We start from the raw sequence: 13,135 nt of genomic DNA, 5'->3' as shown, positions 1-13,135 counted from the left end.
GNNCNGCGNNNNCGNNNNCCNGGTCGCGCACGTCNGCGGTGACGATCTCCACCCGNTCCCGCCACGGCACCTCGNCGAGNTTCGCCGGATTCCGCACGACCGCACGCACCCGATGTCCGGCCCGCACCAGTTCCGGCACCAGCCGACCGCCGATGTACCCCGTCGCACCGAACACCACGCACCGCATCGGTTCGATTCTCACGCACCACAGTCACCGCGAAGCCTCACGCACTCGACACCTGGCTAGCCGATTTCAGCCAGGGTTCGCGCACACGGAAAGTAAGTGATCAACTTGCTCGTCCAGTGGCTGGGAATCCGGACCCAGGCCTGGTTCAAGGACGCGAATACGGAAGGCGTGACGGTGAGGCCCGGCCCAGGATGATCAATCCTACTGGGATATTGCGAAACTCGCAATGACGTTGCGATGGTCTGTTGCAGGTCGGATCCGCTTTCCTTGTCAAGCTTGACAACTAGGTGACTCATGGACATAGGGTTCATGCCCATTGATTGATGTCATGGTCAGTTGAGGCTGCGAGACGGGGTGTTCCAGGTGCCCGACGGGAGGTTTGCTGGATGGTCGGCAGCGGATCGACATGGGGATCCAACCGCCGAGATTTCTTGAGATACCTCGCCGCGGGTGCCGTGGCGCTCGGCTCGGGTGCGGGTCTCGCCGGGTGCGCCGGCGGCCCGGTACGCAAGGCGCCGCTGCCGAGCGGGCCTCCGCGCTACGGCGGCCGGTTGCGTGTCGGAGTGGTGGGCGGTTCGAGCAAGGACACGCTCGACGCGCATGCCCCGGTGACTCATCCCGACGAAGCGCGCGTGTTCCAGCTCTACGAGACATTGATGCGTTTCGACGAGGAGTACCGCCTCGAGCCCGCGCTTGCCGAGTCGATCGAGTCCGACTCGCAGGCCATGACGTGGACCGTACGGCTACGCGAAGGCGTGGAGTTCCACAATGGCAAGACGCTCAGCGCGGAAGACGTCATCTACACTTTGCGCCGCATCATCGACCCCGCGGATCCTCAGTCCGGTGCGAGTGGTCTGTCCGCATTGGACCCCGAGGGGATGCGATCACTGGACGATCGCACGGTGCGACTGACACTGTCGACTCCGGATGTCGCGCTCCCGGAGCAGTTGGCGTACTACGCGAGCGGGATCGTGCCCACCGGATACGACCCGAAGCGCCCCGTCGGCACCGGACCCTTCGTCTTTGACTCGTTCATTCCGGGGCAGCAAAGCGTGTTCACCAAGAACCGCAACTACTGGCGTTCCGGTCAGCCGTATCTCGACGAGGTCGTCATCGGTGACTTCCCGGACGACACCGCGCGCGTCAACGCGCTCCTGGGCGGGCAGGTCGATGCGATCGACCAGGTTCCGCTCGGGCTGATCCGGGTGCTCGACGCCGACCCGAACCTCCGGCTGCTGGAGTCGCGTACCGGGGCTTGGCTGCCGTTCACCATGCGGGTGGACCGGCCGCCGTTCGACGACGTGCGGGTGCGCCAGGCGTTCCGTCTCGTCGTCGATCGCCAGCAGATGATCGACCAGGTGCTGGGCGGACACGGCACGCTCGGCAACGACCTGTACTCGCCACTGGATCCGCTGTACAACTCCGCCCTGCCCCAGCGCACGCGCGATGTAGCCAAGGCGCGGCAGTTGTTGCGCGAAGCCGGTAAGGAGAATTTGGAGGTGGAGCTGGTGACTTCGCCGGTCGCCGCCGGGACCGTCGAGGCCGCGCAGGTCTTCGCGCAGCAGGCCTCGGCCGCGGGTATCCGCGTCAACGTCCGCAAGGTGGACACCGGCGAGTTCTACGGAGACAACTACCTCAGCTGGGACTTTGCCCAGGACTTCTGGTTCACCCGGAATTTCCTGCCGCAGGCGTCGCAGAGCAGTCTGCCCGACGCGCCCTTCAACGAGACGCACTGGGCAGATCCCGAGTTCATCGACCTCGTTTCCAGGGCCCGGTCGACCACCGACCAGGCGGCTCGTAAGGACCTCATCTGGAAGGCGCAGCAGATCGAGTACGAGCGCGGCGGCAACATCATCTGGGGCATTCCCAACCAACTCGACGCCTACGGCGTGCGGGTCGCGGGGCTGCGCGAGGACCGCAGTGGTGCTCCGCTGAACTCCTACGGCTTCGGGCACGCCTGGCTGGCCTCATGAGCGCGCACCAGGCTGGCGGCAAGGAGGAGCCACGGTGACCCGACTGCTCATCAAGCGGCTCCTGCTCGGGGCCATCATCCTGCTGGTCGTCTCGGTGGTCGTCTTTCTCGCCACCCAGGCCCTTCCCGGAGACCCCGCACGGGCCATCCTCGGGCGCGAGGCCACGCCGGAGCGGCTGGCGGCGCTGCGCCTCCAGTTGCACCTGGACGAGCCGATGTACGTGCAGTACTTCTCGTGGCTGGGGAACCTGCTGCGGTTCGATCTCGGCACGTCGTTCGCGAATGGTCTGCCGGTCTCGGAACTGCTGGGACCGCGGCTGAACAACTCGCTCGCGCTCATGGTCTGCGCCGCGGTCGTCAGCATCCCGGTGTCGTTGCTCGTCGGAACCTACAGCGCCCTCCGCCGGGACCGGGCCTTCGACCACATCACCTCGGTGATCACGCTCGTGCTGGCGTCGGTTCCCGAGTTCGTGGTCGGCATCGTGCTGGTGCTGATCTTCTCGACCGGCCTGTTCAGCTTCCTGCCGGCCGTCTACGTCATGACCGGGTCGGACTCCGTCTGGAGCGATCCGGTGCAGCTGGTCCTGCCGACGCTGACGCTCGTGCTGGCGGTCTCGCCCTACATCGTGCGGATCATGCGAGGGACGATGCTGGAGGTGCTGGAAAGCGAGTACGTGCAGCAGGCATGGCTGAAGGGTCTGCCCCGGCGGACGGTGCTGCGCCGGCACGCCCTTCCGAACGCGATCGGCCCGGTCGCCCAGGTGATCGCATTGCAACTGGCCTGGCTGGCCGGCGGCGTCGTGGTTGTCGAGTTCCTGTTCCGGTTCCCCGGCGTCGGGTTCACGCTCGTCGACGCGGTCAACAACCGCGACCTTCCGGTGGTCCAGACGGTGACCATGGTCATCGCCCTGGTCTACGTCGTGGTGAATCTGCTGGCGGACATGGTGAGCCTGGCCGTCAACCCGAAGGTGAGGACGGCTGCGCTATGACGACGACGTCGAACAGGACCTCGGAGACCACCGGGGAGCGACGTCCCCGCGCGGCGGGGGCCGTCCGCGCCGCGTTGCGGTTGACCAGAACGCGTATCGGGCTGTCCCTGACGGTGCTCGTCCTGGCGGTCGCGACGCTGGGACCGCTGCTGGCGCCGCACGCGTCCGACGCCTTCGTCGGGACTCCCTACTCCGGGCCGACCGGGCAGGCGATGTTCGGCACCGACAACCTCGGGCGTGACGTCCTCACCCGCTTCCTGCACGGCGGCCAGACGGTGCTCGTGCTCGCGGTGCTGGCGGCGGTCCTCGGTGTCGGGGGCGGGACGGCGGTGGGCGTGATCGCCGGGTACCGGCGTGGCGCACTGGACGAGATACTGATGCGGCTCTCGGACGTCGCCCTTGCCTTCCCACAGGTCGTGCTGGCGTTGTTGTTCGTCAGCGTCGTGGGCCCACAACTCTGGCTTCTCGTGTTGGTGGTCGGCGGAAGCCACGTGCCGAGAGTGGCGCGGGTCGTGCGCGCCGCCACGCTGGCGGTCGCGGAACGCGACTTCGTCAAGTCGGCACAGGCCATCGGCGTTCCCGGCTGGCGGATCATGGCGACCGAGATCGTCCCCAACGTTGCCGGAACCGTGCTGGTGGAGTTCGGGCTTCGGCTGAGCTACTCGGTGGGACTGGTCGCCGCGCTGAGCTTCCTCGGGCTCGGGCTGCAGCCACCCGCGGCGGACTGGGGCCTGATGATCAACGAGAACCGGATCGCGCTCACGGTTCAGCCGTGGGCGGTCGTGCTGCCGATGCTCGCGGTGGCGTTGCTGACGATCGGAACCAACCTGGTCGCCGACGGCCTGGCCCGCTCGGTGGCCGGTGTCGATCGCGGAATCGAGACGGGAGCTGTGTCATGACGGCTGGGACTGACCGCGAGTCGGCCACCGTCGTCCTGCGAGCTTCCGACCTCGAGGTCAGGGGAACGCCGTCGGAGGTTCCGATCGTCACGGGGATCGGTCTCGAACTTCAACGGGGGCAGATTCTCGGCCTGATCGGGGAGTCCGGTTCGGGAAAGACGACGCTGGGCCTGGCGATGCTGCGGTACTGCAAGCGCGGTACGCGCATCGCCGGCGGCCGGATCCTGCTCGGTGGCACAGACCTGTTCGAGCTGCCGGAGAAGGAAGCGGCCATGATGCGGGGCAGGAAGGTCGCCTACATCCCGCAGTCGCCGGGCTCGGCGCTCAACCCGGCGCTGAGGCTGGAGAGCCAACTCGCCGAGTGTGTGTACGACATCTCCGGCGGAGAGCGCAAAGACCGGATTCGCCACCTGCTCGACGAGGTGGCGTTGCCCGCCGACGACGAGTTCCTGAGGCGCTATCCGCATCAACTGTCCGGCGGCCAGCAGCAGCGGGTGGCCATCGCGATGGCCTTCCTGGGCGGTCCCGACGTCATCGTGCTCGACGAACCGACCACCGGACTGGACGTCACCACCCAGAAACAGGTGCTGCGCACCATCAGGCACATGTGTGCCCACAACGGAACAGCCGGGATCTACGTCACGCACGATATGGCGGTCGTGGCGGAGCTGGCCGACCGGATCGCCGTGATGTACGCCGGGCGTGTGGTCGAATCCGGCACTGCGGAGCGGGTGCTGCGCCGGCCTCGGCACCACTACACCGCGGGGCTCGTGCTCGCGGTCCCCGATGTGGATGGGTTGCGAGGTATGCGGGCGATCGAGGGGCACGCGCCCTCGCCGCTGGACCGCCCTGCCGGGTGCGCGTTCGCTCCCCGCTGTCCCGCGGTGCGGGACGGCTGCCACGCGGAAGTCCCGGAACTGTCCGAGGTCGATCTCGGGCACCGGGTCCGGTGCTTGCATCCGCGGACGGAAGCCCTGCGCCCACAGGCGAGGGCGACGGTCGCTGTCGAAGGGCGCGACACCGTCCTGGCGGTCGAGGGACTGCGCGCCTGGTACACGAAGACGCCTGTGCTCGAAGACGTTTCGCTCTCGGTGCCCACCGGTTCGTGCCTGGCGTTGCTGGGGGAGTCGGGCAGCGGCAAGACGACGCTGTCCCGGTGCCTGGCAGGCCTGCATCCCCGGTACGACGGTGTGGTCCGGCTGGAGGGCACTGAGCTGCCTCGCAAGGCTTCCCGGCGCACGGCCGAACAGCGGCGGCGAGTGCAATACGTCTTCCAGAACCCTTACGAGTCGCTCAACCCCCGTAGGCGAGTGCGCGACCTGGTCGCGCAGCCGTTGTCGGTGCTGGGTACGAACAAGCGGAACACGAGCGTCGACGAGCAGGTCATCGAGGCGCTCGAACTGGCCGCTCTGCGCCCGGACATCGCGCAGCGCTATCCAGACCAGCTCAGCGGAGGGGAACGTCAGCGAGTGGCGATCGCGCGCGCTCTGGTGTCCCGGCCGGACGTGCTGATCTGTGACGAGATCACCTCCGCCCTGGACGTGTCGGTGCAGTCGGCGATCGTGGCGCTGTTGCAGGAGCTGCAGCAGACGATGGGCCTGGCCCTGATCTTCGTCACGCACAACATCGCGCTGGTGCGCAACATCGCCCAGTCCGTGGCGGTGTTGCAGGGTGGCCGGATCGTCGAGAGCAGGCCCGTCGAGGAGCTCTTCGAGCACCCCGAGCACGAGTACACGGTCTCGCTCCTGGCTGATGTGCCGCGCTTCGCACTCCACTAACGCCGTGCTGTTTCAGCAGGACCCCGGTCTTGACTCCAGTGTCAGTTCGCGCGACATGCCGGCTGTCAAGGCGGCAAAGGTGTTGGATTTCCTTCTCGTGTAAGCGATCCAGCGTCGGAAGCCGTGGAAATGCTGGATCGACTCATGGCGCGCATTGCGACTATCGCAATGCGCTGTTAACGTCGGAGGTGTGCCGGAAACAGGGGACGCGATGCGCCAGCGGGTGCGGGCGGTGCTTCGGGAGTACCCGGACAGCCAGCGTGCCTTCGCCGAGGAAATCGGCTTGGACCCCACCAAGCTGTCCAAGTCGCTGACCGGCATCCGGCGGTTCACCGCCACCGAACTAACCAGAATCGCCAAGATCGGCAACGTCACGGTCAACTGGTTGATCAACGGCAGTGACGAGGCGGACACCGTTTCCGCGGTCCCGCAACGCACCGCTCGACGACCCATCCGCGGCGGAGATTCCGGCCGGTACCGGCAGATCCTCGACGCGGCCTGGCGCCTGATCGCTCAGCGGGGCTATCACGCGGTGCGCGTGTCGGACGTCGCCGAGGCGTGCGGTACCAGCACCGGCACGATCCACTACTACTTTCCCGGCCGCGATGACCTGTTGACCGAAGCGCTGCGCTCCTCGGTCCAGCAGGCCTTCGACCGCCAGGTCGCGGAGCTGCACAGCATCGAGGACGCGCGGGAACGACTGCTCCGCCTGGTCGAGCTCCAACTGCCGACGCCGGGCGCCCTGCGACTGGAGTGGTCGATCTGGCTGCAGGTATGGAACGAAACCGCGCTCCGCTCGGAACTGCGAGTGCTCCATGCCGACTCCTACACGCGCTGGCACGACACGATCGAGCGCACGATCGTCGAAGGCCAGCAACAGGGCGTCTTCATCGACACCGATCCCGAAGAACTGACGATGGCGCTGACCGCACTGATCGACGGCCTGGGTATCCAGGTGCTCACCGGCCGGCCAGGCCGGACCGTCGAGCGGATGCGGCGAACCTTGTACAACTTCGTGCAACGCGAGATCTTCCGGAACTGAACCAGTCCTTTCACGGCCCGTTGACCCGACGCGCGGCAGTGCGGCTTGCGCACGCTGTCCGCCAACCCGAAAGGGGCGATGAGATGAACAGGGAAGTGATCATCACCGCGGCGCTGACCGGTGCCGGGGACACGGTCGGCAAGAGCGAGTTCGTTCCGGTGACACCGGAACAGATCGCGACGTCGGCGGTGGAGGCCGCGAACGCGGGTGCCGCGGTCGTGCATATCCACGTGCGCAACATCGAGACGGGGCAGGGTACCCGCGATGTCGCGCTGTATCGGGAGGTCGTACGACGCATCCGCGAGTCCGATGTGGACGTGATCATCAACCTCACCGCCGGGATGGGCGGCGACCTGGTGATCGATCAGGAGGACCCGCTCAAGCCGGTCGACGGGACCGATCTGGTCAACGGCCTCGACCGGCTGCCACACGTGGAAGAACTGCTGCCGGACATCTGCACGATGGACTGTGGCTCGTTGAACTTCGGGGAGGGCAGTCAGCTCTATGTCTCCACCCCGGACATGCTCCGGGCCGGCGCCAAACGCATCCAGGAGCTCGGCGTCAAGCCGGAGCTGGAGATCTTCGACACCGGCCAGCTGTGGTTCGCCACGAAGCTGATCGCGGAAGGACTGATCGACCCGCCGCCGCTTTTCCAGCTGTGCATGGGTATTCCGTATGGCGCGCCGGCGGACCCCGGGGTGCTGCAGGCGATGGTGAACATGCTTCCGGAGGGCGCGAACTGGGCGAGTTTCGCCATCGGCCGCGACCAGTTGCCGTGGGTCGCACAGTCGATGCTGCTCGGCGGACAGGTGCGCGTCGGGCTTGAAGACAACCTGTATCTGTCGAAGGGCGTCAAGGCGACCAACGCTCAACTGGTCGAACGTGCCGTCACCATCATCGAGGCGATGGGCGGCACGGTCGCGACGCCGGATCAGGCGCGGACCACGCTCGGCCTGCGCCCGAGGTCGTGATCACCGTGTCCGCTTCTGTGAAAGGTGGCGAGTTGAACGAGCAGGTCGTGCCCCCGGCCGCCGTGCGGCGGGTGGCTTGCGTCGGTGCCGGGGTCATCGGCGGCGGCTGGGTCGCGCATTTCCTGGCCCGTGGCTACCCGGTCACGGCCTGGGACCCCGCGCCGGACGCCGAGGCGAAGCTGCGGCGACTGGTCGACGCGGCCTGGCCCGCGCTGACCGAGCTGGGACTGGCCGCCGGTGCCTCGCGGGACAACCTCACCATCGCGTCCACTCTGGACGCTGCCGTCGCGGAGGCCGAGTTCGTCCAGGAAAGCGCACCGGAGGACCTGGAACTCAAACAAGACCTGTTGGCCCGCATCGACGCCGCGACACCGCCCGGAGTCATCGTGTCCTCGTCGACGTCGGGATACGGGATGACCGAGATGCAAGAGCGATGTGCGACGCCGCATCGGCTGGTCGTCGGCCACCCGTTCAACCCGCCGTACCTCATTCCGCTGGTGGAGGTCGTCGGCGGGGAGCGGACCGATCCCTCGGCCGTGCGCTGGGCCGCGGAGTTCTTCAAGGTGGCCGGCAAGTCGGTCATCGTCATGGACCGCGAGGTGCCCGGATTCATCGCCAACCGGCTGCAGGAGGCGATCTGGCGGGAGGCACTGCACATGGTCGCCAACGGGGAGGCCACCCCCGCGCAGATCGACGCGTCCATCACCGAGGGCCCTGGACTGCGGTGGCCGATGCTGGGGCCCTGCCTGACCTTCCACCTCGCCGGGGGAGAGGGCGGCATGGCGCACATGCTCGACCATTTCGGCCCCTCGCTGAAATCGCCGTGGACCCGCCTGGAGGCACCGGAACTCACCGACGACCTGCGCGAGCGCATGGTGCGTGGCTGCGAGGAGGCCGCCGAAGGCCGCAGCATCGCCGAGTTGGTCGCCGAGCGGGATCGTGCGTTGATCGCCGTGTTGCGCGCGCTCGACGGCGTCCGCAACGGCCGATGAGTGCGCTGGAACCGCTCCAGCGGCGGGTCCGGCCGGAGTGGATCGACTACAACGGTCACCTCAGCGAGGCCTACTACGTACTGGTGTTCGGCTACGCCACCGACGCGGTGATGGATCAGGTCGGTCTTGACGAGCGATACCGGGCCGGTACCGGCTGTTCGCTGTACACCGTCGAGGCGCATGTCCGTTACCTGAGGGAAGTCGGCGCTTCCGCGGAACTGGTGGTGATCAGCAGGATCGTCGGCAGCGGCCCGAAAAGGCTGCGGCTGTGCCACGAGATGGTCGTCGACGGCGTTCTGGTGGCAACCGAGGAAATCCTTGCTCTGCACGTCGATGGCCGGCAGGGCAGGAGTGTCCAGTTTCCGCGCGACGTCGCGCGGCGCCTGGCCGAGCTCAGCGAGGCACCTCCCAACTACGCGGGTCGGGCCATCACCTGAGCCGTTGCGCCGTCTGCGGAAATCACGAACTCAGTGAGAACAGGAGCGGCTATGGACGGCGGCGAAGGGCGCGTGGTGACGCCCTATGAGGGCACCGGGCACGGAGAATGGGATGACACGGCGGAAATCCCCGCACCCTTGGTGTTGCATCGCACCACGATCAGCCCGGCCTGGGTGGACTACAACGGCCACCTGAGCGAGTCGTGCTACCTGCTGGTCTTCGGCGACAATTCGGACGCGTTCTTCCGCTACCTCGGCATCGGCGAGCAGTACCGAGCGGATGGGCATTCGCTGTACACGGTGGAGACCCATATGCACAATCTGCGGGAAATCACCGAGGGCGAGCCGATACGACTGAGCATCCGGGTGCTCGACCACGACGCGAAACGGGTGCACATCTTTCACGAGATGTATCACGAGACGAGCGGCACGTTGCTGGCATGGCCGAGCAGATGCTGGTCCATGTCGATATGGAGCAGGGGGAGTCCTGCGAGATGCCGCCGTACCTGCGGCGCCGTCTCTCGGCGATTCAGCGGGCACACGGCATTCTTCCCCGGCCCGAGGTGATCGGCCGCCCGATGGGCATTCGGCGCCGCTGACCCCAGCAGAATTCGAGGAGCGACCGTGGATTTCAACCTCACCGACGAACAGCGCATGATCGTGGACACCGTGCGCGCTTTCGTGGCCACCGAACTGGAGCCCCACGAGGACGAGGTCGAGCGCCGGGACGAGGTTCCGGCGGAGCTGGCCGGCCGGATCCGGCGCAAGGCGCTCGACGCCGGGCTTTATGCCGCGAACATGCCCGAGGAACTGGGCGGCGGCGGGCTGGACGCGACCAGCATGACGCTCGTCGAGCGAGAGCTGGGGCGGACCAGCTATGCGCTGCAGATGCTGGTTGCCCGCCCCAGCAACATTCTCCAGTCCTGCAAGGGCGAGCAGCGTGAGCGTTACCTGCTGCCGGCGGTGCGCGGGGAACGGCACGACTGCCTGGCCATGACCGAGCCCGGTGCGGGCTCCGACGTCCGCATGATGACCACGCGCGCGGACTTCGACGGCGACGGCTATGTCATCAATGGGACGAAGCATTTCATCAGCCACGCCGACACCGCGGATTTCGTGATCCTGTTCGCGGTCACGGGGGTCGAGGAGCAGGAGGCGACGCCCTCCCGCGGGCCGAGGAAACGGATCACCGCCTTCTTGGTGGACCTGGACACCCCGGGGCTCACGGTGAGTCGCGGCTCCGCCTGCGTCTCACACCGCGGATACCACCAATGCGAACTATCCTTTGTGGATTGCCGCGTCCCGGCCTCGCAGCGGCTCGGCGAGGAGGGCCGGGGCTTCGAGTTGATGAGCGAGTGGCTCGGCGCCAGCAGGCTGAGCGTCGCGGCCACCAGTGTCGGCCGCGCGCGGCGCGTGCTGGAACTCACTACCCGGTGGGCTGCCGAGCGCACCCAGTTCGGTCAGCCGATCGGCAGGTTCCAAGGCGTCGGCTTCCCACTGGCCGACATGGTCACCGAACTGGAAGCCGCGGAACTGCTCACGCTGCGGGCGGCGTGGAAGCTCGATCACGGCACCATGACCGACCGCGACGCGGCGATGGCGAAGCTGTACGCCTCAGAAGCACTCGGCCGGATCACCGACCGGGCGGTGCAGATCTTCGGCGGCATGGGGCTGATGGCGGAGTTGCCCATCGAGCGTTTTTGGCGCGACGCCCGCGTGGAACGGATCTGGGACGGCACGAGCGAGATCCAGCGACACATCATCACCCGTTCCCTGCTGCGGCCGTTGGGGTCGTGACCACGGATGGTGACCACGGACAACCTCCGCAGACTGCTGAACCCACGCCATATCGCGGTGTTCGGCGGCGACGCCGCCGCCGAGGTGATCAGGCAGTGCCGCCAGGCCGGCTTCGGCGGCCGGATCTGGGCGGTGCATCCGCGGCGGCAGAGCATCGAAGGGCTGACCTGCTATCCGAACACCGCCGCCCTGCCGGAGGTGCCCGACGCCGCGTTCCTCGCGGTACCGAGGGAGGCGACCGTGAAGGTGCTTGCGGAGCTCGCTGACCGCGGCGCGGGTGGCGCCGTGTGCCATGCGTCGGGCTTCGCCGAGGACGGGCCGACCGGCGCGGCCTGGCAGCGTGAGTTCGTCGATGCCGCGGGCAGCATGGCGGTGATCGGGCCGAACTGCATCGGTGTGCTCGACTATCTCGACGGCGTCGCGCTGTGGGCGGACCAGCACGGCGGCCAGCGAGTGGATCGCGGCGTCGCCGTCATCACCCAAAGCGGCAACCTCGGCCAGAACATGACGATGCAGCGAAGATCATTGCCGTTGGCGCGCATGGTCACCGTCGGCAATGCCGCCGTCACCGGGGTCGCGGAACTCGTCTCGGCGATGCTGGACGACTCCCGGATCACCGCGATCGGCCTGCATCTGGAAGGCATCGACGATCCGGTCGGGCTCAGCCACGTCGCCCTGCGCGCGCTCCGGCAGCGGGTTCCGATCGTCGTGCTGAAGACGGGGAGATCGGAACTGGGCGCCAAGGCCAACCTGAGCCACACGAGCTCGCTCGCCGGCGCCGACGTGCTGTGCGACGCCTTCTTCCGCCGCACGGGTATCGCCCGGGTGGACCAGGTCGGCGCCTTCCTGGAGACGTTGAAGTTCCTCCACGTCCACGGTGCGCTGCCGGACGCGCGGATCGCGTCCGCGAGCTGTTCGGGAGGCGAGGCGGCGCTCGTGGCCGACCTTGCCCACGAGTACGGCATCGAGCTGCCGCCGCTGCCGGAGGACACGGCCGGCCGCTTGCGGACCCTGCTGGGTGAGCGGGTGTCCGTCGCCAACCCGCTGGACTACCACACCTACATCTGGGGCGATCTCGACGCACAGCGGGACTGCTTCCGGGAGTTCCTCGGCGCCGAGTTCGACACCCACCTGCTGGTGCTCGATGTTCCCCGTGAGGACCGATGCTCCACCCAGGCCTGGCACACCACGGTGGATGCCGTCCTTTCGGCCCACCGGGATACGGGCGCACGTACGTGTGTCGTCAGCTCACTGCCGGAGGGGCTACCGGAGCTGGTCCGGACCAGGCTGCTGGCCGAAGGCATTGCCCCGATGCAGGGCATCGCCGAATGCCTGGGCGCGGTCGCGGCCGCGCGCCGGATCGGTCTGGCCCAGAAGGCGGCCGATGCCGCGCTGCCACTCGACGCGGTCACCGGAACCCCGGCCGGAACGGTGCAGCTGAACGAATGGGACGGCAAGCGAGCCCTCGCCGAGTGGGGTGTGCCGGTTCCGCCCGGCGCCCTCGCTTCCGCCGCGACCACGGTCGACGTGGCCAGGAACATTGGATTCCCGGTGGTGGTGAAAGCGGTTTCGGGCACCATCGCGCACAAGAGCGAGGTCGGCGGAGTGTGGCTCGGCCTGGCCGATGAATCGCAGGTGCGTGACGCCGTGGCAGGCATGGCCGGGCTGTCGGAGAAGTTCCTCGTGGAGCGCATGGTCCAGGACGCGGTGGCGGAACTCATCATCGGCGTGCACCGCGATACTCAGTTCGGTCTGGCGCTCACGATCGGGGCGGGCGGCACCATGGTCGAGCTGCTCAACGACGTGACGACGCTGCTGCCGCCCGTGCGGCGGGAGGAGATCGGGGCCGCGCTGCGGAGCCTGCGGATCTGGCCGTTGCTCGAAGGTTTCCGGGGGAGGGCGCCGGGCGATGTCGACGCGATCATCGACACGGTGGAGGCGGTCGCGGGCTACGCGCGTCGGTACGCGAGCACACTGCGAGAACTCGACGTCAACCCGTTGCTCGTTTTGCCGGAAGGAAGCGGTGTTGTGGCCGCCGACGTGTTGATCAGGCTCGCGAGTGAGGATTGAG

The 13,135-nt window shown here is 67.6% G+C and carries 11 protein-coding genes and 1 pseudogene (1 of these 12 only partly in view); 11 read left to right on the top strand and 1 reads right to left on the bottom strand.

Annotated features, from left to right (window positions below):
• A pseudogene (locus A3CU_RS51950) lies at positions 1-187 on the bottom strand (NAD(P)H-binding protein) (its annotated part extends 10 nt beyond the left edge of the window); the annotation flags it as partial.
• Positions 188-573: 386 nt separating this feature from the next.
• Here A3CU_RS51950 and A3CU_RS0138940 point away from each other — a divergent pair.
• From A3CU_RS0138940 to A3CU_RS0138890, 11 genes are all read left to right on the top strand, one after another.
• On the top strand, positions 574-2,160 hold the full coding sequence (locus A3CU_RS0138940) for an ABC transporter substrate-binding protein (protein ID WP_027946796.1): 1,587 nt from the start codon (positions 574-576) through the stop codon (positions 2,158-2,160).
• Between the two features lie 34 nt (positions 2,161-2,194).
• On the top strand, positions 2,195-3,148 hold the full coding sequence (locus A3CU_RS0138935; RefSeq protein WP_027946795.1) for an ABC transporter permease: 954 nt from the start codon (positions 2,195-2,197) through the stop codon (positions 3,146-3,148).
• Positions 3,145-4,047 (top strand): ABC transporter permease, encoded by a 903-nt coding sequence (locus tag A3CU_RS0138930; protein WP_027946794.1) that lies wholly within the window; start codon positions 3,145-3,147, stop codon positions 4,045-4,047. The genes A3CU_RS0138935 and A3CU_RS0138930 overlap by 4 nt, the downstream gene beginning before the upstream one ends.
• Positions 4,044-5,825 (top strand): ABC transporter ATP-binding protein, encoded by a 1,782-nt coding sequence (locus A3CU_RS0138925; RefSeq protein ID WP_052372927.1) that lies wholly within the window; start codon positions 4,044-4,046, stop codon positions 5,823-5,825. The genes A3CU_RS0138930 and A3CU_RS0138925 overlap by 4 nt, the downstream gene beginning before the upstream one ends.
• 211 nt (positions 5,826-6,036) lie before the next feature.
• Entirely contained in the window at positions 6,037-6,867 is an 831-nt protein-coding gene (locus A3CU_RS0138920) for a TetR/AcrR family transcriptional regulator (protein ID WP_043844054.1), read from the top strand.
• A gap of 83 nt (positions 6,868-6,950) precedes the next feature.
• Positions 6,951-7,838 (top strand): beta-keto acid cleavage family enzyme, encoded by an 888-nt coding sequence (locus A3CU_RS0138915; RefSeq protein WP_027946791.1) that lies wholly within the window; start codon positions 6,951-6,953, stop codon positions 7,836-7,838.
• 32 nt (positions 7,839-7,870) lie between these two features.
• Entirely contained in the window at positions 7,871-8,830 is a 960-nt protein-coding gene (locus A3CU_RS0138910) for a 3-hydroxyacyl-CoA dehydrogenase NAD-binding domain-containing protein (protein WP_027946790.1), read from the top strand.
• Complete coding sequence (locus A3CU_RS0138905; protein ID WP_027946789.1) at positions 8,827-9,267, top strand: thioesterase family protein; 441 nt, start codon at positions 8,827-8,829, stop codon at positions 9,265-9,267. Before A3CU_RS0138910 ends, A3CU_RS0138905 begins: the two co-directional genes overlap by 4 nt.
• 51 nt (positions 9,268-9,318) lie before the next feature.
• Positions 9,319-9,834, top strand: coding sequence for a thioesterase family protein (locus tag A3CU_RS48860; RefSeq protein ID WP_084144183.1), 516 nt, complete (start codon positions 9,319-9,321; stop codon positions 9,832-9,834).
• A gap of 57 nt (positions 9,835-9,891) precedes the next feature.
• Positions 9,892-11,064 (top strand): acyl-CoA dehydrogenase family protein, encoded by a 1,173-nt coding sequence (locus tag A3CU_RS0138895; protein WP_027946788.1) that lies wholly within the window; start codon positions 9,892-9,894, stop codon positions 11,062-11,064.
• A gap of 6 nt (positions 11,065-11,070) precedes the next feature.
• On the top strand, positions 11,071-13,134 hold the full coding sequence (locus A3CU_RS0138890) for an acetate--CoA ligase family protein (RefSeq protein ID WP_027946787.1): 2,064 nt from the start codon (positions 11,071-11,073) through the stop codon (positions 13,132-13,134).
• Position 13,135 lies beyond the last annotated feature (1 nt).

This window comes from Amycolatopsis taiwanensis DSM 45107 (genome assembly GCF_000519205.1).
In the GTDB taxonomy this organism is placed as follows: domain Bacteria; phylum Actinomycetota; class Actinomycetes; order Mycobacteriales; family Pseudonocardiaceae; genus Amycolatopsis_E; species Amycolatopsis_E taiwanensis.
Note: the sequence above shows the minus strand (reverse complement) of the source record. Positions and strands in the feature narration are given on the sequence as shown.

What these genes read in the sequence shown, in the direction of transcription:
- A3CU_RS0138940 (WP_027946796.1), top strand. Translation starts at nt 574, where the DNA reads ATGGTCGGCAGCGGATCGACATGGGGATCCAACCGCCGAGATTTCTTG.
- A3CU_RS0138930 (WP_027946794.1), top strand. Translation starts at nt 3,145, where the DNA reads ATGACGACGACGTCGAACAGGACCTCGGAGACCACCGGGGAGCGACGT.
- A3CU_RS0138925 (WP_052372927.1), top strand. Translation starts at nt 4,044, where the DNA reads ATGACGGCTGGGACTGACCGCGAGTCGGCCACCGTCGTCCTGCGAGCT.
- A3CU_RS0138920 (WP_043844054.1), top strand. Translation starts at nt 6,037, where the DNA reads ATGCGCCAGCGGGTGCGGGCGGTGCTTCGGGAGTACCCGGACAGCCAG.
- A3CU_RS0138915 (WP_027946791.1), top strand. Translation starts at nt 6,951, where the DNA reads ATGAACAGGGAAGTGATCATCACCGCGGCGCTGACCGGTGCCGGGGAC.
- A3CU_RS0138905 (WP_027946789.1), top strand. Translation starts at nt 8,827, where the DNA reads ATGAGTGCGCTGGAACCGCTCCAGCGGCGGGTCCGGCCGGAGTGGATC.
- A3CU_RS48860 (WP_084144183.1), top strand. Translation starts at nt 9,319, where the DNA reads ATGGACGGCGGCGAAGGGCGCGTGGTGACGCCCTATGAGGGCACCGGG.
- A3CU_RS0138890 (WP_027946787.1), top strand. Translation starts at nt 11,071, where the DNA reads ATGGTGACCACGGACAACCTCCGCAGACTGCTGAACCCACGCCATATC.